Raw genomic sequence first — 21619 nt, 5'->3', positions numbered from 1 at the left:
ACAAAAAAAATATAACTAATAAACTATTTATTTCGACCTTGATCCTGGGATCTTTGATTCCTTCTTCGACGTAATTTATTTAACAAAAGAGTTATTTCCTGATCCCCTCCTTCTCCCATTGCTCCGCCTAAAGATTTCATTGAACCCATCATGTCGGCCAAAGATACATTATTTTCCTTCTCGAATGGGATTCTATTACTGCCCAGGGCAACAAAAGCAATCGGATCAGCCGGTACTGTTCCTTTCTTAAAACCATTTTCAAGTTTCCAGAAATTTTTTGAAAAGTTATCATGGTATCTTTGATCTGCATAAACATTAAACAACTTTTTAGAATCCAAATAGCCGGATGGGAACGCATATTTTAAGTTCATATGATCAATCCGATGTTGAAACATTTTCCAGCGTTTATCAAACAACGTATGCTGTGACTTGGTAAAATTAAAACTCATATTAAATGATTCACTATTTCTTTCAAAAAACTCAACCCGATTGAAACTATTTCTATTTGAATTATTAAGGGTTCTTTTCATTTCTTTATCACGTCTAGAAACTATGATATGAATGTGCCGGTTATCACCTGGTTTAATTTCGCCACTCATAACAGGGCCATTGTCATAGAAATATTCAATATCTCTTTGTGTTGGTTTGTATTTGAGCAAAAACATATCTTTCTTAACTTCTTTGAAAATATCCAATTTGGATAGCCCTTGCTTTTTTAAATCTGTTATACGCAAACTAATTTTTTCGTCTTTCAATTCATATTCCCGTGTATTATGTATTGCAGCATACCAAACCAGTTCAGGTGCCTCCATTTTAGGAGTATCCTTTATTTTTAAAGGTACCTGTTTCCTGTAATCATCAGTTACTACTTCCCATTCATTTCGTAAGACTGTTTTTTCTCTTTCTATGAAACGTCCATCTGCTTGTTTCTCCTTAACCATCACTTTTACTTGAGATTGACCAAGATGATCAATATGAACTTTGTCCCCTTTGACAACATTTGAATTTTCCATGGTACGTTTTAAATCAATTCCCCAGATATACCTTTCTACATTTTTAGAATCTTTAAATTTTACAAAGAAAGATTCTTTATTTTCCTGATCGAATTTATATTTAGCTGAACCAAAATCAAGTAAAATAACTGGTTCTTTTTTTTGATAATTTTTCTGTTTACTATTAAAATTATTGGAATAATTTTTCATGACTTCACATACAAATTCTTTTAATTTTATTTGATCATTTCCAATATGAAGAAGCTCTTCATTTGATGGAGAAACAACTATTGAATCAAACTTTGATTCATCTTCTTTCAATCCATTTACATTGGAATCAATCTTTTTAATTACCTCATCATGCAGAATATTATCTTCCTTTTCGTTAAAAAAAATACCAATATTTTTATCTGCATTTTCTTTATTCATGTAGTTTATGGCTCTCGCTGAGGATCCTTTATTATCATATATTGCTTTATTACTACTGTTCTTTGGGTCAATAATTTTGGTATGCATTCTATATAATGGAAAATTATTTATAGTATTCTTTTAGTTTATTCCGCTCCTTTTCATCAGAAACTAAAACGTCAATAATTAATCCTAACGTTTTAATATAATATAGTTCCATAAGTTTTGGAAGATCATCTACAGTCGATTTTATAGGATTTAGAATATCTTTTTCTTGGGTTTTTATAAAAGAAATTATCGTATTTCTTACTTCAGTAAGATTCATTTTATTGTCCTTTTCAAGTTTAATTAACTGATTTAGTGTCTTAAAATTAGAGGTAAGTTTCGTGCTTTTAAGACTGGATTCATCAGGAACAAAATTCGTTTTGTGACAAAATTTAACGCACATGGAAATGTATTCAGCAGCAGGAATACCAAATTTTTTTGAATTTAGATCAACTAATTCTGCAACAATCGGTGATAATTTATAGGGTTTTGATTTAATAGTATCCATAATATTAAAGGTAACCTAAATAATATTAGTAATCAATAGATTAGACATAAAATAATTGATAATTAACTATAAATAATTGATAAACAGTTAGAAAACTGTTACCCTCTTGCTATAAAAACCGGTAAACCGCATTACCGAACACAGCAATCGCCATAAAATATCACACTAACCTGTAGCCGAACAAGAATAATGCATAATAGTCCATTCCTAGGCACTAACATTCTTAAAGTATACTAGTATACTTTAAGAATGTTAGTGAAATAATATAATGTATATTTATATACTTTTCTACTTTTACACTTATCATCTGTAAACAAAAAATCTAATATGTTTTCTACTTATAGAATAATATACTTTTCTACTTTTACACTTATCATCTGTAAACGAAAACCTATAATGTTTTCTACTTATAGAATAATATACTTTGCTACTTTTACACTTTGACATTTAGTACACTTAAGTATTAATATACTATTCTACTAATACACTATTAAAAGTAGTTTTAACTAAAGTATATTATTCTATTTATATATAGGTATACATATAGAATTGTATACTATACTACAAATAGATAATTCTATATATATATTAATATACCTTAAAATTTAAAAATCCAAAAGAGGGGCAAACAAACTACGAGAAACTCAAAATTAGTAATCTCAAAATTGACTTTCTAAATGCTAAGGAGTATAAACTAATAAAATTATGATTAAAGTATACTTATTTACTTTTACACATTTATATTTTTCTATAAATACTTTTGTATATTAAAATACTTTTCTATTTTTACACTATTATAAAATAAACCGTTACTTTTATGATTACAAAATTTATCTACTTAGTCACTGTCAAAGAACTTCATCAAAGAGATGCCGATATTGACAGCAATCGGTATGACCTAATAGAACATACTGATGATTTAAAATTGTATTGCTCACAAAGGGGAATAAAATTAGAAGCTCAAATGTTGACCTCTTTAAACAGCAATGGCAAAATAAGAATTAACAACTATACTCATGATTGTTTAATTATAAAAAAGGAGCTTTATAATGTATAAGTCTATAATTATGAAAAAACCAGATCAGTTCCAAACAAGAATAATGCTAAGTGGTAATATGAAAGGGGGAGTAGGTAAATCAAGCTCAACCTTAATTATAGCCTCAGAATTAACCCTAAATTATTTTAAAAAAATAATTGTACTTGATTGTGATGAACAATCCACCATCTCAAAAACCAGGTCAATGGATGCTCAATTATTTCCTAAATGGGCAGCTCCCTATGAAATAGAGAAGACTCCATTGAAAAACGTTATTCAGCGAATAAAAGAGTTGAAATCTAAAAATGAGCATCATTTCATTATTATTGACATGCCCAGGATCACAGAGGATATGAATAATCCCTCGATTTCTTTTGATATTGTTCAATTATTAGCTGTTGTCGATTTTCTTTTTATTCCATTTATAGCTGAAACAATGGCTTTACAAACCACCTCAGATTTTATGCAATATGTAAACGATGTTAAGCAATGGAAAGACGAAAAGGGATATCCATTCAAATACATAGGATTTCACAATAGATGGAAGAATGCTGCTGAGAATAAAGATATTCCAGACTGGGCTAATCATATTAATCTTCCTTTGATGAAAAATCATCTGAATGATTCTACATTAATTTCAAGGCATTATTCCTCTTATTTTAGTTTAACTCAAAGAAAAGGAGGGAAGGAAATCATAAAACCCTTTATGGATGAATTAGTTCAATTTTTAAATAATTAAGATATGTCAAAATCTAGAAACTCACGACTTGATGTGCTGATGAAAGTTGATCCTGTCGAACAAATAAATAGTCCAAATCCTATAATTGAAAAAAATGAAACTGATACCGGGATCAATGAATTGATTGATATTCCCCAGGGAATAGACAAAATAACTACAATCGTTAAAAAAATAGATAAAAAGAACCAAAAAAAATTGGAAGTTAGCAGTGATCCTGTGGAATTTAAAACTTTAAAAATTCAAAAATCGCTCCATAGCAGGTTAAAAAGATTTGTTGCAAATAACGAAGATGAAGCAAAAAACCTCCAATTTTTTGTGGAAGAAACCTTATCCAGGGCACTTGATAGATTTGAACAGAAAAAAAAGGCGGGTAATTAATTACCCGCCTTCGGTTAATTCATTAAAAAATAATATTTTCTTCAATAATTCTTCTGGCGTATATTTCAATAATGTAGCCAAACCCTGAATTTGTTTTGCAGTTAACATACTTGGATTTTCTTCTATTTTATTCCAAGTAGGCTGGGAAACTTTGCACGCTTCATAACAGGCTTTTGCTTTTACACCTCGGTCTTGAAGTTCTTCTTTTAGCCAACCCATTTATAATACTATTTATGTTTTGAATGTCTGGGTAAAGATATTTAATTTTTATTAATTTGATAACAAGGCTAAAATTTGAACCAAAAGCGTTTCATAAAAGTCGAATTAAATTTCAATTCTGATTTAATAAAGTAATTTTAAAAGCTTTTAGAGAACTTAAAATTTCAAAAGCAGTATTTGTGTGTCAATTACGGTTTAATTGCTTTAGATCGTCTTATTTTAGCTTAAATAACAAAAAGAGAATGGGTTTCTTTTCCCCTTTATTAATTTTTGTGTATTACATTGTAATCAGGGTATTTTCTGGATATTGTTTAGTATTACGGTTTAATCTTATTTTTCGTTTTGTTATGATTTTGATTTTAATCTTTTTTGCTCTTAATATTTACTCTATTTAGGAGTATTTATATGGGTATTTCAGATTAATGCCAAATTAAAAAAGAGGCCTTTATACTTCTGAAAAGAGGTTATAAAAAAAAAGCGGGGGGATTTGAGATTAATAGATTTAAGTCTAGGGATTTGAGATTAACATTGAGGGATTTGAGATTAACATTGAGGGATTTGGGATTAACATTGAGGGATTTGAGATTAACATCAAGGGATTTGGGATTAACATCAAGGGATTTGGGATTAATGGAACAGGGATTTGAGATTAATGACAATATATTTGGCTTCGGGGATTTGAGATTAATGAGACTTGATCTGAGATTGGTTTAAGGGATCTGAGATTAATAGACGTCGAAATTAGGGATTTGAGATTAATAAAGGGGAAAAAAAACCCTTCATTAATTTTTATAGCTGTTGTTTGCAAATTAATGAAGGGATTTGAGATTAATGGTATTTAAGCTCAGGGATTTGAGACTAATGGTTTTTGTTGAGAAATTGAAATATCATCTTGTGGTATGTATGTATCTCTGCCGGCACCTTCCAATATAAACTTAATGCATTCATCGTCCGTAGGTTGTGGTTTATTTGTAAAAACTGCTTTGTATGCTGCTTTTATAATTCTGATTTTTTCGTTGGTGTCAATTCCTTCTTTTGACATCCATTTTTGAAACTGACCGGTATCAACTTTTTTACTGTCTTTGTTATAATTTTTCAAATAAAAAGATAAACATTCTTTATGGAGTATGAAAAGAAAGGTAACCTCATTACTATCATTTAAAAGGGCATTATCAAACTTCAATTCGACCCAATAGTCTTCTTTATGTATAGTTTTGGAAAAATACCTGTATTCAAAATTAAGGTTGGTTTTAGTTTTTAGTTTATCTAAAAGTCGAGTAACAACCTTTTTCCTGTCCGTTGGTCTCTGATCCATATTTATCAACGCAGCATCACAAAGATCATCAACAGTAGTGATTAATAATGGATTGTCTTTATCATTATTTTGAGCAGATTGCTTTTTTGCAGACATATTAACATGCAGAGCTTGAATATGAAGCGACTTATTGTTCTTAGCCCCCAATTCGAAGTAATCTTCATGATTCATGCCCCAAAAATTTGAAGCTAATATAGAAGGTAGATTATTATTAATTCTAATTTCATAGGACTTGGCTTCATGGTTTTTACGATTAAAATTATAAGATATACTTTCTAGGAGTTTAACGTCTTTTATTTGAAGTTTTTGAACCCCGTCATTAACATAATCATAAACAGGTGATGAGTAGTTCCAACTTCTAGTTTTCATCATCCAAAGGGTATAATCAAGAACAGAAACTAATTTAACACCATCAATTTCAGGATAATTTTTTGTGCCCTTTGGTAACTCAAAACGTTTACATAAAGTAGCTTTTTCAGTTTTAATACCCTTAGAAATATCATCTAAGGTAAAATTAAGCATACCAAAAAAATTAGATTTATATCTTGTACCAATAAAAATCATTATATCAAGCACAAGTTTTGTTTGTTGGCCAAACTGGGCTTCCAAATTTCTTAATCCTTGTGCGGTCATCATATTTTTATCTAACCTGGTAAATGGGTTATCCAAAAAGCTGAATTTGCTATCTTTTTTTATTACTGAAACTCCATCATTATTTTTCATAGTAATTAAACTATTAAATATTAAAATTTGGTTAATAATTATAAATGATCACAGATATCATAATCTCTGATCAGTTAAAAATGGCAGATCATCGTCACTCATCATCCTGGTTAGATTAGTTGTTTCATTGAATTATCAAATATTTTTGCCATACTCAAAAAATCAACTTTTAAAGCCAATGATAGTTTTTGTACGTCAGAAAGTTTGAAACTTTCAGGATGATTAGATTTTACATTACTAAATTTTGTGCCATTAACCCCTATAATTTCAGCCACATCTTTTTTTGGAATGTGTTTATATAGGGCACTAATCGTAGTAATCTTTCCCTCATTAATCATCATACCGGCAAATTTGAATTTATCTTCTTTTGTTACTTGATTCATCGTATACTATTTTAAAACAACAACCAAATATACTTAAAAGTATAGTATAAATATACTTATGTGAGATATAATTTTAACAAATTACAACTAAAGCCCTTTAGGTATAAGGACGAATTATTCTGCAAGTTAGGAGGACTTAATAATATTTAAGTCCAAAAACTCAATCTGTTTATTTAGTAAATAATTAATTCAAAACAGATAAATCTAAATTTGCTGACTTAGATATTATTATTGAAGTTTCATGAACACAAAACTGATCTGGTTTCTTACTTTCTACAATAGAAAAGTTCAATTTAGGAATAAAGAGGGTAATATCGTCCCATAGGTTTTTTATATCCCAAATTATTGAGGGATACAAAACACATTTAATAGTTCTGATTTTTGTTGTTTTAGGATTCATTTGTAACGGTTTAAAATGAAAAAATTAGGTTAAATCAATTCCAAGATGCTTTAATTCAGCAATAAATTCATCTAAGGTAATGTTTAATTCCCTACAAATTTTTATTGCTTCGGCAAGTGTCATTGTATTTGGTTGTGTTATTCTGTTATAAAATGCTCTGTGACTGGAGTAAAATTTTTCCCAGTCGTGATGAGTAATGTCATAGTTATGAAAAAAATTAGCTAATGGCTTTAAATGACCCTTATTGTCTAATTCTTCCTTATTTTTATAAATATCATCCATTAAATACCTCGGGTTTTGGATGGATAAATATAAGTTTTAAATGCTGCTTACGCAAAACAGAGCAAATCTCATTAAATTTTAATACATGATTAGCACCGGCAAAATGTCTAAACTTCACTATTTCAAAAAATTCGATGGATTGATTAACCAGGCGTTTATCAAAAGAATTTTTTGAAATATAAAGTGCAGTAGCATATAGATGCGCAAAGTCATGAGGTAAAGCAAAATACATGTTGAAACGTTTAAATATTTCATGGTTAGAAATTCTAACCATGAAATGATTTGGAAAATGGAATTATTCAATCAGAGAATCATAAAATGACCTGTTCTCATCAGGGTCAGGAAAGGAAAAACCTAAATAAGTTTTTTCTTTGACGAAATCCATTAATGCTTCTTCAGCTGTTATTCCTTCGTATTGGGCAAATCGCCTAAGTTCATTTCGAACATCATCTATATCATAAGTTAAGATGTCAACTTGATCATTCATTTGTAACGGTATTTTAACGGAGTTTATGAATTATGTGAATTTTTGGTAAACTATTTCCTCGACTTAATCGAATTATATTTTTCCCTTGTTTTTTTGAGATTTGCCAAAGCAAAGTTTAAATCTTCAAGGTATGGGGGCTTACCAGTTCCCATGTATAAAGTGGGTGGCTCACGGCCATTATTCAACTTCTCTATTTCAAGTTCGATCCTTTTAATTTCCCTTGTCAAAGAAGACTTTCTACTTTTTAATTCTTGGAATTTTATAACGGTTTTCATAGAATAAAGATACCAATTTATCGCCATATTTGGCAATAAAAATTTAATTATTTTAATTTTTTCCCCCTTTATTACGTAATACTTTGCTATCAAGAATGATCAGCTGCAGCGCATCCAGGATTAAGTTTTGCTATCAAAATTTTATGGCCGGCACCAAGGCCTGAAGCTATTTTGCTATCAAAGTTATTCTGGTTAAGATCATGAGGGCACACCTGGTACCAAACTTGAAAAGTAAAAGATGACCGGACAAAATCCGGTCATCTTTTAAAATAAAATATATTGTCCCTTTTTATTTGCGCCAACATCTTCAGGGATCGTCACATGTGTTGCATCAGATTTAAAAGAGGATTTTTCTAACCTTTCAATAAAAAAGGTCTGTCCGGGGCCGGTTGTAAAATAAGTTGGTAATTTCCCTGTTCCAAAAGGAATAGTTTTGATATGCCATGATTTATAATGCTCCATACTTAAGGTGTCCATGTGCGCAACTTCACCTGTCATCGTGTTTATAATCATATTAAGAGCTGTCATTTTTGCACATAAAGAATCATTATCAGCACCATAAAAATTTAAGTTTCTATTTATTTTTGCCGCTGCCAATAGCGTACGACCCGAACCACAGGCTGGATCACAAATTGACTGTCCATTAGATAATGTATTAACATGGGTTAAGGCAGCCATCATATTACATAATGGTTCTGGGGTAAAAAACTGACCATTACGACCACCGCTTATGTATTCCATAAATATATCTCCTAATCCATCTTTAAAGTCAACGGAATAATCTGCCCAGGATAAATACATTTCTGCAAACAACTTATATTCTGTATCAGTCGTCCACCTTGTTTCCAAATCCGCAAAATCCTCGGGCTTTTTATTAATATCCAACATCAATAATGAGAAATCGACAAAATCCTGAAATACTGTATAATATGATTGTCGGTTGGCTAATTTCTCAAAACATTTTTTCACATTTTTAAAATGGGGATCGTGATTCTCAATACTATTGTTTTTACTCATTGCAACGGGTTATTTTAATGCTTTTAAATAATTGATTTCCTGATATTTATGTTACATAAAGATACCAATTTGTCGCCATATTTGGCAATAAACTAAAAAGAGATAGAATCTATTTTCCCCTTTATTTCGTCTGCTTTTGCTATCAGGTTTGATCAGCTGGAGAACTTCCAGGACAAGTATTTGATAGCAAAACAATGTTGCCGGCACCAGGCCTGGAGAGTATTTTGCTATCAAAGTCCTTCCGGAGCGGACCAGATCCCCTCCGGATCCAGTAATAAAATGATAGCATGTATGAGTAGGGGGGATGTACTAAGAAAATGTAATTGTTATAAATGGTGTTCAGCAAAAAGCTAATCGAGTAGGAAGGTGGCCATTAGTTGGCCACCTGTCCTCTCACACCACCGTACGTACCGTTCGGTATACGGCGGTTTGTTAAAACATTGACATCTGCGCCTTTTTCTTTAGGTAAAATGAGTCCACGAAGCCGAGGTATCCACGTTTCTTGATCACTTTGTTTGTCATAGTTTTCGTGAGTACCCAACTTTTGGCGATTCGGCAGTAGCTTTTACTTGAGTGTCCATGCTCGTACGCATCCCGCTTAGATGCTCCCAATCTTAGCAGTCCTTTAATTCTAGCAGGCGCGCGCTTCCATGCTTTCCACTGGTGCATCCTTAGCCTGACCCTCACATATCCATCTAGGTTGCCCAAGGCCCTGGTGTTCGCTGTTGCCAGTTGAAAGTAGTTGATCCATCCCTCAATCAGTACTTTTAGATTTTCCAGTACTCGTTTTTCTGATTTCCCGTTGCTACGTTTTGTTAATGCTTTACATTTCCTCTTCACGCGGTTGATCGATGTCCACGGTATTTGGATCATCCAGCTTTGGGTTGGACTTTTCTCGAAAGAGTAACCTAATAGTGTACTTTGTTCACCATAGCTAACCTTTGTTTTCTCCTTGTTCACTTTTAACAGCAGTTTGTCTTCGATGTATCTGGTGATACTCGAGGCAGTTCTTTTGGCCGCCCGCTCACTTTTCAAATAGATGCTGCAATCATCTGCATAACGGATGAATGCATGCCCACGTTTCTCTATCTCCTTATCTAGCTCGTCTAAAACGATATTGGATAACAGTGGACTTAAAGGGCTCCCCTGCGGGGTTCCTGCAGTCCTCACCGTTTCAACACCATCTTTCAATATTCCACTGGTTAGGAATTTTCTGATCAGACTTAGAGTAGGTTTGTCTTTGATGGTCAGGCTTAACCTACTCATCAAACGGTCGTGGTTGACTTTGTCGAAGAATTTCTCCAAGTCCAGTTCCACCACCCATTCTCTCCCACCTTTCAGCAGGCATTGTGCCTGAAGTACCGCTTGGTGGGCGTTTCGCTTAGGTCGGAAACCATAACTGCAGGCAGAGAATTGTTCTTCATAGACGGGGATCATCACCTGGCTTATGGCTTGTTGCAACATTCTGTCGATCACAGTCGGGATACCAAGCATCCGTGTGCCGCCATTGGGCTTAGGTATTTCTACCTCTCTAACTGCCTTTGGGCAGTACTTGCCTTCAAGCAGTTCCATCTTTAATACACGCCAGTTGGAGTTCAGGTATTTCTGAAGTTCCTCTGTTAGCATGCCATCAACACCTGCAGCACCCTTGTTGCGCGCAACCTGCAGCAAGGCCTTCTCGATGTTCTTTCTATCTAAGATGCGCTCTAGTGTAACCATTTTACTTTCCTAATTTCTTTCTTGCACAGGGCGGTTTCTTTGATTGTTGCATTACCGGCACAGCCCCTCTTACTTTAAGTCTTCAGTTTCCAACCTTTACTTGTAAGCATAAGTGTTCCTGCTGTTGACTCCTTATAATAAACAATCATCGTTTTTCGCCATATTTTAACATTCAGTCCTTCTGCTTTTGTGAGACCGTCCCTGTTTTAGGGCTCGTCGCTGGCATACTATGACCTCTGCTGACTCCTGTAGATGCACTATCTCCATCACTGGAATAGTCCGTCTTGTATTAAAACCGCATATACAGGTCTCCCAGGGTAAGGATCATCCGCTTTCCGTTCATCTAACCGCTGTATCTACGTCATCATATTTCGTACAGTATAGGGCTTTTGTTTCTTTTGCAACATCACCCATATGACACCGCCTTGGTATACAGTTCCTGTTCGTCGGTCCGAACTTTTGTCGCCTGCTTCCTTCAGATTCGCAGTCACCCACGACACCCTTGCTCTTGACTAACACTTCCTACTGTAAAGGCGTGCTCGGGACTTTCACCCTATAGCGCATACCCATGCCTGGCACACAAAAAGGGGGCTTTAGCCCCCCGTATTTATTATTGTTCCTTTTCTTTACTAATTGTATTTTTAATCTCCGTAACCCAATCAATGTAACTATAGGCATCTTCTAAATTATGAGGGACACTTCTATCGCCTAGCATCCTATCATGATCAATACCCAAAACGAATATGTTATCCGGGTCATTGATTGGAGATATTAAAATTAAATTATCTGGTGATTTATAATAAACATTTGTAATATGGCTCTTAATAAGATAATTTTTATAAAATATCTCATTAAAATGATCTTTGTGGTCATTGTGAAAATTATTCATAAGTAACGGTTTTAGTAAGCGCCTATTAATAAATAGGCGCTTATGGGAGTTTACAATTCGATTAACTCAGATTCAATGATTTTGTCGCTTGGTTGGGATGAGGTGGTCTGATTGATAGATTTTAAATGCTGTTCAATTTGACGCTCGATAACATAAATCTTCTCTGTCTGACTAGCTTCCCTTTTCTCTTTAGCCTTATTTTGATTCTCTATAATTTCTGATAGACCAATTTGATCAGAATAGGATAAAGCTATTGAACTAACGGCTGAATGATCAAGACCTCCGATGTATTCATTAAAAACACAACTAAGCAATGCCTGTCTGAAAATATAGGTTTTAGCTTTTTTTGGTAAAGCAATCAATTGTTCAAAAAGATCCTTTTCGGAAATTAAATATTGCTTTTTAAATCTTTCTTTAACATCCCACTTAATTTTTTGATACATTGAAATTAGAATTGCATTATTTTCTGCTTCATTTAAATCTGAATCCACTTCAAAATTATCCTTATTGAAATAATCAAGTTCTTTGATTTTTTTTGCCTGAGCGGAATGTATTTTTTCTGCATCGATTTCCAAACCTCGTTTGATCCTTTGTAAATGCCCATCTTTTCTGTCATTTAAAGCCTTTAATACCGGATCAATATTGTTATTCTCAGATAACTGAGTTTTTACAATTTCCTTCTTAAAGAAATGAAAAACTTGACCCTTACTTTTACCGCTAATAAAACAGCCTTTATTTAACTCTGGACTGGAATTTAAAACAGTATGATATTCCTGAACATCTTTTTCATGTTCTAATACGGCCTCTTTGTATTCTTGGAGTTGCTCAATATAGTCTTCATCCAGTTCACCATTTTCAAATTCTTCCGGAATTGGCTCTTCTTCATTAAAAACAGGTAGAGTTACTGTTCTTTCAATAATATCGTACTCATGAATATTTAAATCTTCTGATAGTTGTTTAATAAATTCAATTTGGCTGTTATCCTCATAATATCTTTGCCCCCTTACAATTAGGATATCATCTGGGAGAGACAGAAAGTAATTCTTTTCAAAAGCATCTGTTTTAATATCAAAACACTTTCTGTCTAAGCAGGTGTCTTCACTTTTGTCGGAAAAAAGGGATAAATTACAGGCAGAATTTTTTATACAATTAGTACAGGCTCCAATTCCTTGAACTAAATTTGAATCATCTTTATCAAATTTTGCTTTACTTAACGGAACTTCAATTTGCACTTCAAAAAAAGATTTCAAATTTTTGAAACTTCCAAGATAAACAGGATTGGAAATGATAAAATTCCAATAAAGATTTTGGTTATCTTTCTCTTGTCGTGATAAATAAATAGCATGAGTAATGGGTAATTTATCTTCCAAAAGTGTTTGTTGAAATTCATCAATCAAATTCACTAAAGATAATCTGCCAGCAATAAAACTAGGTGATTTACCTAATTTTAAAGCGACATCATTAACAGATAATCCTTTATCTACCAAAATTTGGTAAGCCGAACAGTCCTCTAAAGGTGAAGTATCTTCCCTTTGTAAGTTTTCAGATATCTGAATATCTAATACCTGTTCATCGCTTAAATCTCTAACTGTTGAACAAATAACAGTAAAACCCGCCAAGATACTGGCTCTGTACCTTCTTTCTCCTGAGACCAGACCATATCTGCCATTATTTTGCATTCTACATAATACCGGATGGATCAATCCATTTGTTTGTAAATTGCTTGCAAGCTCTAAAGTCTTTTCTTCATTAAAATACTTTCGATAGTTGCTGATTACATCAATTAAATCAATGGGTATTAACTTAACTTCATCCGATGTTAAAATTGGAAGGTCAATTGGCTCTAATTGCACCGCCTTTTTCTTTTTTGTTGAACTCATAGTCCTGTTTTTTAATTGGTTATCAATTTCTTTCTTAATATAAAGATACCAATTTATCGCCATATTTGGCAATTGAATTTAAGGAGATAGAATCTATTTTCCCCTTTATTTCATTTGTTTTGCTATCATGAATGATCAGCTGCAGAGGATCCTGGGCAAGATTTTGATAGCAAAACTTGTCGGCCGGTACCAGGTTAGGAGAGGGATTTGCTATCAAAGTTCTTCCGGAGCAAGCCGGATCCCCAGCTGATCCGGAGACAAAGTGATAGCAAACATAATTCAGAATATTCCTTATTTAAAGAAAGGTCCCGAAGGGACCCCCAACCATGAAAATTTGAAAAAAAGAATTTAAGAACCAAGTTGATCTTAGTAAGTTATTGAGGGGGAAAAAAATGCAAATTATTTTAAGGAAAAAACCCATAAAATCCCGTATAATTGCAAACCTTTCTATTGCAAAAGTAACGGTTTTCGGTAGAACGGAGTTTATTAAGCCCTCTTAATTGAGGGCTTTTTTATTTCCCATGCATAATAGAAGTGTATTTGTTTTCTTCTGGACAAATAATTAAATGATCAATAAGCACTATGTTAAAGAAACTACAAGCCTTTTGAAGAGTTTCTGTTATTTTTCGATCCGCATCAGATGGAATAGGATTATTACTAGGATGTGAATGTGCAATACAGAGGCCAGAACAATTTGATAAAAGACCTGCTGCGATAATCCTATTTGTATCAACAATAGTATGGTTAGTTGAACCTTTATTTACTGAATAAGCCCCGATAACATGATTTGCTGTATTTAGATATAAAACTTTAACTTCCTCAAACAATTCAAGTGTAGATTTATCCCAAAGATTATAAAACACATTATATGCATCTTCTATATTGCCAATAAATATTCGTTCATTAAACCTTGTTGGATTGGTAAAAGTAAGTTTGATCTGAGGGATATCATAAAGGAAGGATAGGGGTGTTCTTTGATTCATTTGTAACGGTTTTTATTTACATAAATATACCAATATATCGCCATATTTGGCAATTTACCATCAAGTAGTTTAATCTTATTTCCCCTTTATTTGAATGTTTCATAGCAGCACAGAAAGTAGTAATATAAACCCGGTAGAAACAAAAATGCCCCTTTTCAGGGGCATTGACGAGTAAAGCGGGGCTATCCGGCCCCAAAACGTTCTGACATGTGTTTCCGAATTATCTTCCTAATCCTCCAGCTTTTCTACCATCGAACTCTTTACTATTGGGTAAGTCCTTACTTAAATCAAAACTATTCCTCTTATTTAGATCATCCTGACTTAACTGATTTACTTTTCCCTCTTTGATTTCAAGACTTTCGTCTTTGACCAAACCTAATTTAACTTTAAGATCCTCATTAAAATCCTTACCCCTGGGTTTTTCAATACTAAGGTAATTTTTCATTCCCCGTACATCCAGAACAATGTCCTGGGCTTTATTTAGTTCCATTGTTGCATTAACGAATGTAACTTCATATACACCCTTTTTATCGCTAATTTCTGCTATTTTGGTTTCTACTTGCTGACTTGAAATTCGCCTTAAGTCCTGTAATTTGTCCTCTAAGGATTTAAAAATCTTTAAACCTTCAGTCTGATTATCAAAAACCGCCGTAAATCTTAATCTTGCTGTGTATTTACCCAACAAATCACATTGAACGCTTAGTTTATTATCCTTGGTAATTAATGGCTGGGGCTGAAACTGGTTCATTGGATTCAAAGCCATATCCTCTTTGCTGATTGGTCTATTTAATTGACCCGTCAAATTAATATTGTATCTTCTCCCTGGCCCATCATTATCATTTGCTAATACAACCCCGCTCGGCTGATGTTTTTGAATTAATTCCTGAACAATTGAAATTTGATTTTCTGTCCAATAACCATTAGAGGCAACGTAAACGTTGTGTTCATTACTGATTGATTTATTTTTGAGCATATGAAAGCTCATCAAGTCAATTGCAGTTTCGCCCAAAACAATGTTATCAATTTTTTTGTCTGGCCATATCTTTGAATACCAAACACTATCTTTTTTTGCAGAACCTTCTGCTGCACCACCGAAAAAGATGGAATTTGAATCTGTATTGCTAAAGTTCTTTCTTTCTAAACCAATGATTTCTCCATCCTTGTTGTACATCGGAAAGGCAGTATTTATATAACCCTTATGGTTTTCATTTAAAACACGTCCGAGAAACTCATAAGAGTTCAACACATTTTCATTAAAGCCTCTTGCCTTTAAATAATTCAAATCCGTTAACGGTAAAAGATTGAAATGCTTTACCATTGATACCGCCCTATTTTCTATAGAGGACGAATTAATATTGATTGCCCTAATCTGGGGCTCCTTTTCCTTAAGGTTTTCGAGTTTTAAAAAACCACTTAAATGTTTATCAATTTCGATATAACTAGTAGTTTGTTTTCTATTCATAACAAATTTCCAAATTGGACCTTTATCCTTAGCATCATTTGGATTTGTATAATAGTACTGTTGAGTTTCTTTATTTCTGCGAACAATTATAGTATCCAGGGAAACACCTGCACTATCTTTTGTTTGCAACACTATAGCTTGTTTGGAAGATTTCTTGACATCTACCTGGTATCCATATTCACGTTGTTGCGCAAACGTAACTAGGTCGATATCGCGTGGATAAATATTCCTTATCCTGTCCAGCAATTTTTCATGCTCATCGGGTGAGAGCGGAAAGTTATTTTGGTTAGCCTTACTTTCCGGGGTACGATTTAGATCAGACATTATTTAATAGGTTAAGAACATGGTTTAAATTTTTAATCACGAGTTCGCAACACAAAACAACAATTATTTTTGCATAAATAAAAAAATATTTTGCTTTTTGTATTATTTGTCATACTTTCGGGGCGTTATACGTTTTCAAATGAAGAAAAATTGGGTAATTTCTTTCTGCATTATAACATCAAGCATATTGTATGCCGGATGCCTTATTCTATTTAAAATAAACCCCTTTAACGACTTTAAAGCCCTATTAATAGGGGGGAATATTAATTTTTTTTCTCTTATATCTCCTTTCATATTCATTACTGTTTTATACTATGCAATAATACTGCCGAAAACTCTTATTAAGTCTTTACCTAAGAAAAAGAAAAAGATATTTAATAAAAACATAAATAATATTGGCTTTTCAAAACAAAATATACCTAATAATTCTCCACAAGTTCCCGTTTTGGGTAATTTTAATCCTGATGACTATTTAGAATACGAAGACCCGGAACAACTTCATAGACTAAGTAAAGTTGTAAAGGTTCAAAAAGACGAAACCTTAGATAGCGATTATACCAGTATTAATTATCATAATCCAATAGAAGAAAGAACAAGAGAACTAGAGGTTACCCGAAAGGGATACATCTCATCAATTGAACAGCAAAATCCGGTAAACGCAACAACAAATGTAAGTAAAAATCAAGCAAAAGTGATGACACTATTGCCTGAAGAAAAGGCGCTTGAACCAGAAATGATGTCAATCATCGGTGAGATCAATCCAGGTAAAGAGAAACCCCTTGTGGAAGTTGATAGCACACAATCTTTTAATTCAAGATTAATTGATTACACCGAAAAAATAACCCAGGCAGAAAATCAAAAACTGGAGGAATTAATCATTGAAAACGACGAACTAATTTCTGATATCGACGCTCTTTCGGTCGTAGAAGGATTAGAAGATGGTAACTCTTTGTTTATTGATAAAGAGATTATGAATAGAAAAAAGCAGACATTTTCCATGCTTGATTCATTAAATGAGGCTGTAGACTTGGACTCCATTATTGGAGGAAAAACAGAATAGCCGACCCAAAATGCTTATTGAAAACCGTTAAATACAATTAGAATGAAAGTAAATCTTAAAGACGAAAGCACCCTTAGAAAATTAAGGGTGCTTTTATTAATCTGCGCAGCAATCCTGCTTTTTTATGATCCAACTTATGCTCAGGGAGCAACAGTTGGTAAGTTAAACACACTTAAAGGTATAATTCAAGGTATCATCAATGTGATTTTTCTCATTGGCGTATCGTGGGGGGCAGTAAGAACTGCAATGGCTTTAATTGGGCATAAAGAAGGTGGTTTGACTTATTTGCTTTATCTGATCATTGCCATTGTCGTTTGGGTATCTATTAATTACTTTATGACAGACGCTGGGGTACAGGGTGCATCTGGTGTAGGAGGAAAATAAGCATGAATCGCCATGTTTATAAAATAGTTGAGAAGAAAGGAAGGGTGCTAGGACTTCCTATGATAGAATTAGGGTTGTGCCTGATGTTCTTTGTTGCAGTTTTCATCATTCTTGCAATGGCAGGAATGTTTTTCAGGGTAAATCCGAAATTGCATGTCCTGAATATATTGGTTACTATCCTTCTTATAATTCTAATCAAAATTGTAAACAGAAAAAAACATCCTTCCTTTCTTCTTTCCTATACCAGCTACAAATTGTTGCAACCAAGAAAAATTATCCTAAAAGAACCTGAAGATGTTAAATCAAAGAAAAGTAAACTCCGGTATTGAATATAGTCCCGTTTACACCTACGAAGATAATCTGTCAATTATGAATGATGGTTGTATTTCCATTGGTTATAAAGTAGGGGGCATAGAATATGATCAGCTGACCTCAAATCAAATTGAGAAAATCAATGAAACTTTAGTACAATCTATAAAATCATTGCCAATAGGCTCAATAATACATAAAACTGACATTTATTACAATGTAATCTTTGAGGCCGAAAAACAGAATAAATTATATTTCACCAATAAGCTGAATGACCATTTAGAAGGTCGCAAAATGCTCTTTCATAAAGGGTTTATATTCTTAAGTTTACCACAAACAAAAAACAAGGTAAGTAAGGTAAATGCCCTCACATCTGCACTTTCGGCATCAGTTAAAGATCATTTTAGTGTTTTGCAAAATCCATTTCGTGATATTGAAACCCGCAAAATTGAAGCCCTTAGAATTGCTCGATCATTCCCCAAAAATTTTGCCGGACTTTTCGGAATTACAATAAACCAGCTATCGGAAACTGAGCTTAGGAGTTTTGGCAGAATGTACGGGAATCAAGAGTTCGTTAGGGAGCAAAAATCTTTCAACAGAACTATTACGGCAGATCCATCAACAGTCTATATTGGGGAAAAAGGACAGCAATTTATTACTATGAATGGTCAGGGTCTAAGTATCTCTGATGAAGTAAGAAATGAGGTTAATATTATTAGTCCCTTTGCACAGGCGCTTGGTCATGACCTTTATTTCCCTCATGCGGTTCATACCGTTATCCGGATTAATGATACAAAGAAAGAACTTTCATCTTTGGATCTATCTGTAAAGCTAAACAGAAACATGGATATCGCCGGGAACCAAGAAAACCAATTAATTGCCGCTGAAACCCAAGATATGACAAGGGAGTTAAGGGAAAAAGGTACCCCTATGGTATCTCTAAAACTTACAGTACAAGTTTCAGATATAAATCCCGCTATAAGACAGAAGCAAATAGATGAGGCTTTAACCGCATTTCGGGAATTGAACGGGGCAGAAGCATATGTAGAAACCTTTGATCCACTGCAAACTTTTATGTCGTTTTATCCGGGAAATGCAGGACAATGCTATAACTATTTAGATATGCCTGCAGATAACGCTGCTTGCTATTTAAACTGGACAACAAATTATAGAACGGATAAAAAGGGAATCCTTTTAATGGATAGGATGAGAAACCCTCTTTTAATTAACTTTCTAAGTGAAAAGTTAAACAATAGAAATGGACTTTTCGTAGGACCAACCGGTTCTGGAAAATCACATTTTGCAGGAAATTTAATGTTGCAATACTACGAGCAAGGGGTAAGGCAAATTGTCATAGATAACGGGGGTACGTATAAAAACCTAATTAAACATAGCCTTAATGAGAAATACTTTGAATACGACTATGAAACCCCAATTAAGTTAAATCCATTCAATATTGAAAGAAATAAGGACACTGGTAGATACGATTTAAGGATCGGAGATAAATTGCAATATCTCATCTCCTTATTAACAATTATTTGGCAGGGCACAAAAACCACTGAGGTTTCTGACAACCCACAAAATTCAGTTTTTGAAAAACTAATTCCAAGGTTTTATAGCTCATTGCAACAGGATGAGGTGGCAACTATTACAAAATTTTGGTGTTGGTTGGATGAATTTGTCTCTACAAACGAAAAAGAGAAGGAAAAAAACAGAGATTATCGACAAATGGCCGGATCCTTCAATTTTGAGCAATTTTTGTTGACAATCGAGAAGTTTACAGAAAAGGGCATGTATGGGGATATATTCAATAGTGAAGTTGATGAAGATATAAGTGATTATCAGCTTTGCTGTTTTGACATGGCAAAAATTAAATCAAATGCGACTATATATCCTGTAATTGGCCTGGTAATAACTCAGCTCGCTTTGGATATGATACGTAAGTACCCGGACGATTATAAAATTTTATGGATAGATGAAGCCTGGTCCCTTCTTGAGGGTTTGGAATCATTTATTGAATTAAAATACCGGACTATCCGTAAAAACAAGGGCTCAGTTTTCATTATTACCCAATCTTCTGATGATGTCCATAAATCCTCTATCAAGGCTGCTATTTTAGGAAACTCCGCCATTCATGTTATTCTTGATCATTCAGGGGCACAAAAGGAAAATGCTGTTGATCTATTAAGGGAACACCTGGGTTATACAGATCAGGAAATTGATAAAATCAAATCAATACAAAGGGATCCAGATAATCACTGGAGAGAACTTTTGATAAAGTTGGGTGATACGACAAAAGTATTTGTATCGGAGGTGTGTCCGGAAATGGGTGCAGCTCTATCGTCTAATCCTGATGAGCGAAATCAATTGAACCGGTTAATAAACCGGTACAACGGGAATACAAAAGCGGCAATTAATCAATTTGTGGCGGATAAAAAAGAAGCGGCATGACAATACTAACAATAAACCCTGGGTTAATGGGGGAAGTAAAAGTCTATGCCCAGGTGGTGACAAATGCATGTCAAATGTACATCATCCCGATTGCCGTATTATTAACAATGGCTCAAAGTGTATTTGGCGCACTATTTAGCTCAAACGATATGCGTATCGATTTTTCGCCTATTTTTCGGGGAATGCTGTTGGTTTGTTTTCTTGCAGGATATCCGGAGCTTGTCGACCTTTTAGGAGGTGCCTTGGATGAATTTTCAGCATTAATCGCCTCAAAATCTGCTGTAACAGATGCCCTGAATAAATACCAGGAAGCGAATGTAAACAACACCAGCTGGTTTGATTTTTCAATTATGAAATGGGTAGCAAGTTATTTCCAGGAAAATGGGGTAGCTGTTATACGTTTAATTGTTATGTCCTTACGTGATGTGATGTATGCATTTCTTTTCATTTCTGGACCTATTGCATTAAGCCTAAGCATAATTGCACCATTTAGAAATTTATTATTTAAATGGCTTCAAAGCTTTATTACAATACAATTTTGGGCATTAACCTTGGGTTTGGTAGATCATCTTTCAAAATTCTTTATAACTCATTATTCAGCTGTGGATGTCACCAATACATCAATGAATACAATTACCCACACAGATCTGACGGGTTACATCGTAACCAACGTTGTCTGTGTCATCATGTACCTTATTGTACCCTGGTTAACTAGCCTTTATGCTGGCGGTTCCCAGGCGGGCATGTTTATGTCAAAAGTTGTTGGAGTTGGTGCGGCTCTAGCAATGCCGGCAATAAAAATGGCAACAGCAGCAAAAGGGGTTGCTGGGGCCTCAGGGATGGGGGGACTAAGTACTGCAGCACAAACCCCCGCTGCTACTGCTGGTACAACACCTTATGCTAGGACTTCAACAGGATTCTCATATAGTAAAAAAAATCTACAAGAGTAAA

Annotated in this window: 23 protein-coding genes; 8 read left to right on the top strand and 15 right to left on the bottom strand. The window is 33.8% G+C overall.

Annotated elements, in window-relative coordinates; all coding sequences use genetic code 11:
* Positions 1 to 23: 23 nt before the first annotated feature.
* Together B0O44_RS24345 and B0O44_RS24340 are read right to left on the bottom strand one after the other, a co-directional pair.
* Positions 24 to 1508, bottom strand: a complete 1485-nt coding sequence (locus B0O44_RS24345; protein WP_110834720.1) for a DUF5712 family protein — start codon at positions 1506 to 1508, stop codon at positions 24 to 26.
* A 16-nt stretch (positions 1509 to 1524) separates the two neighbouring features.
* Positions 1525 to 1953, bottom strand: coding sequence for a hypothetical protein (locus B0O44_RS24340; protein WP_110834719.1), 429 nt, complete (start codon positions 1951 to 1953; stop codon positions 1525 to 1527).
* An 817-nt stretch (positions 1954 to 2770) separates the two neighbouring features.
* On the opposite strand from B0O44_RS24340, the gene B0O44_RS24335 reads away from it, so the two are divergent.
* Genes B0O44_RS24335 through B0O44_RS24325 form a run of 3 tightly spaced genes read left to right on the top strand, consistent with a single transcriptional unit; the run spans position 2771 to position 4106 of the window.
* Positions 2771 to 3010, top strand: a complete 240-nt coding sequence (locus B0O44_RS24335) for a hypothetical protein (protein ID WP_110834718.1) — start codon at positions 2771 to 2773, stop codon at positions 3008 to 3010.
* A 10-nt stretch (positions 3011 to 3020) separates the two neighbouring features.
* Positions 3021 to 3728: a ParA family protein gene (locus B0O44_RS24330; protein WP_170123405.1), complete on the top strand. Its 708-nt coding sequence runs from the start codon at positions 3021 to 3023 to the stop codon at positions 3726 to 3728.
* 3 nt (positions 3729 to 3731) lie between these two features.
* Positions 3732 to 4106 (top strand): hypothetical protein, encoded by a 375-nt coding sequence (locus tag B0O44_RS24325; protein WP_110834716.1) that lies wholly within the window; start codon positions 3732 to 3734, stop codon positions 4104 to 4106.
* Here B0O44_RS24325 and B0O44_RS24320 read toward each other — a convergent pair whose 3' ends face one another.
* The gene (locus B0O44_RS24320) at positions 4107 to 4325 is read right to left on the bottom strand and encodes a helix-turn-helix domain-containing protein (RefSeq protein WP_110834715.1); all 219 of its coding nucleotides are present in this window, start codon (positions 4323 to 4325) and stop codon (positions 4107 to 4109) included.
* A gap of 516 nt (positions 4326 to 4841) precedes the next feature.
* Between B0O44_RS24320 and B0O44_RS24895 the strand changes: the two genes are divergently transcribed.
* Positions 4842 to 5039, top strand: coding sequence for a hypothetical protein (locus B0O44_RS24895; protein ID WP_146229899.1), 198 nt, complete (start codon positions 4842 to 4844; stop codon positions 5037 to 5039).
* Between the two features lie 130 nt (positions 5040 to 5169).
* Here B0O44_RS24895 and B0O44_RS24315 read toward each other — a convergent pair whose 3' ends face one another.
* The 12 genes from B0O44_RS24315 to B0O44_RS24260 form a co-directional block, all read right to left on the bottom strand.
* Positions 5170 to 6363: a hypothetical protein gene (locus B0O44_RS24315; protein ID WP_110834714.1), complete on the bottom strand. Its 1194-nt coding sequence runs from the start codon at positions 6361 to 6363 to the stop codon at positions 5170 to 5172.
* A 110-nt stretch (positions 6364 to 6473) separates the two neighbouring features.
* Entirely contained in the window at positions 6474 to 6746 is a 273-nt protein-coding gene (locus B0O44_RS24310) for a hypothetical protein (RefSeq protein WP_110834713.1), read from the bottom strand.
* Between the two features lie 424 nt (positions 6747 to 7170).
* Positions 7171 to 7428: a hypothetical protein gene (locus tag B0O44_RS24305; protein WP_110834712.1), complete on the bottom strand. Its 258-nt coding sequence runs from the start codon at positions 7426 to 7428 to the stop codon at positions 7171 to 7173.
* Positions 7421 to 7660: a hypothetical protein gene (locus B0O44_RS24300; RefSeq protein WP_146229898.1), complete on the bottom strand. Its 240-nt coding sequence runs from the start codon at positions 7658 to 7660 to the stop codon at positions 7421 to 7423. Before B0O44_RS24300 ends, B0O44_RS24305 begins: the two co-directional genes overlap by 8 nt.
* Positions 7661 to 7723: 63 nt before the next feature.
* Positions 7724 to 7915: a hypothetical protein gene (locus B0O44_RS24295; RefSeq protein ID WP_110834710.1), complete on the bottom strand. Its 192-nt coding sequence runs from the start codon at positions 7913 to 7915 to the stop codon at positions 7724 to 7726.
* Between the two features lie 50 nt (positions 7916 to 7965).
* Complete coding sequence (locus B0O44_RS24290) at positions 7966 to 8190, bottom strand: hypothetical protein (RefSeq protein ID WP_110834709.1); 225 nt, start codon at positions 8188 to 8190, stop codon at positions 7966 to 7968.
* 264 nt (positions 8191 to 8454) lie between these two features.
* Positions 8455 to 9207 carry an N-6 DNA methylase gene (locus B0O44_RS24285; RefSeq protein ID WP_110834708.1) on the bottom strand — a complete coding sequence of 251 codons (753 nt, stop codon included), beginning with the start codon at positions 9205 to 9207 and terminating at the stop codon, positions 8455 to 8457.
* A gap of 432 nt (positions 9208 to 9639) precedes the next feature.
* Entirely contained in the window at positions 9640 to 10926 is a 1287-nt protein-coding gene (gene ltrA, locus B0O44_RS24280; protein WP_110834707.1) for a group II intron reverse transcriptase/maturase, read from the bottom strand.
* Positions 10927 to 11536: 610 nt separating this feature from the next.
* A complete protein-coding gene (locus tag B0O44_RS24275; protein ID WP_110834706.1) occupies positions 11537 to 11815 on the bottom strand; it encodes a hypothetical protein in 279 nt (92 codons plus the stop codon).
* A gap of 50 nt (positions 11816 to 11865) precedes the next feature.
* On the bottom strand, positions 11866 to 13695 hold the full coding sequence (locus B0O44_RS24270; RefSeq protein ID WP_170123404.1) for a ParB/RepB/Spo0J family partition protein: 1830 nt from the start codon (positions 13693 to 13695) through the stop codon (positions 11866 to 11868).
* 512 nt (positions 13696 to 14207) lie between these two features.
* Entirely contained in the window at positions 14208 to 14678 is a 471-nt protein-coding gene (locus B0O44_RS24265; protein ID WP_110834704.1) for a JAB domain-containing protein, read from the bottom strand.
* Positions 14679 to 14898: 220 nt separating this feature from the next.
* A complete protein-coding gene (locus tag B0O44_RS24260; RefSeq protein WP_110834703.1) occupies positions 14899 to 16464 on the bottom strand; it encodes a toprim domain-containing protein in 1566 nt (521 codons plus the stop codon).
* A 139-nt stretch (positions 16465 to 16603) separates the two neighbouring features.
* On the opposite strand from B0O44_RS24260, the gene B0O44_RS24255 reads away from it, so the two are divergent.
* From B0O44_RS24255 to B0O44_RS24235, 4 genes are all read left to right on the top strand, one after another.
* On the top strand, positions 16604 to 17524 hold the full coding sequence (locus B0O44_RS24255) for a hypothetical protein (protein WP_110834702.1): 921 nt from the start codon (positions 16604 to 16606) through the stop codon (positions 17522 to 17524).
* 42 nt (positions 17525 to 17566) lie between these two features.
* Positions 17567 to 17908, top strand: coding sequence for a hypothetical protein (locus B0O44_RS24250; RefSeq protein WP_110834701.1), 342 nt, complete (start codon positions 17567 to 17569; stop codon positions 17906 to 17908).
* Positions 17909 to 18202: 294 nt separating this feature from the next.
* Positions 18203 to 20668, top strand: coding sequence for a VirB4 family type IV secretion system protein (locus B0O44_RS24240; RefSeq protein ID WP_110834699.1), 2466 nt, complete (start codon positions 18203 to 18205; stop codon positions 20666 to 20668).
* Positions 20665 to 21618 (top strand): hypothetical protein, encoded by a 954-nt coding sequence (locus tag B0O44_RS24235; RefSeq protein WP_110834698.1) that lies wholly within the window; start codon positions 20665 to 20667, stop codon positions 21616 to 21618. The genes B0O44_RS24240 and B0O44_RS24235 overlap by 4 nt, the downstream gene beginning before the upstream one ends.
* The last annotated feature ends 1 nt before the right edge of the window (position 21619 follow it).

This window comes from Pedobacter nutrimenti (assembly GCF_003208655.1).
Classification (GTDB): Bacteria; Bacteroidota; Bacteroidia; order Sphingobacteriales; family Sphingobacteriaceae; genus Pedobacter; species Pedobacter nutrimenti.
This window is presented reverse-complemented; position numbering and strand designations above follow the sequence as displayed.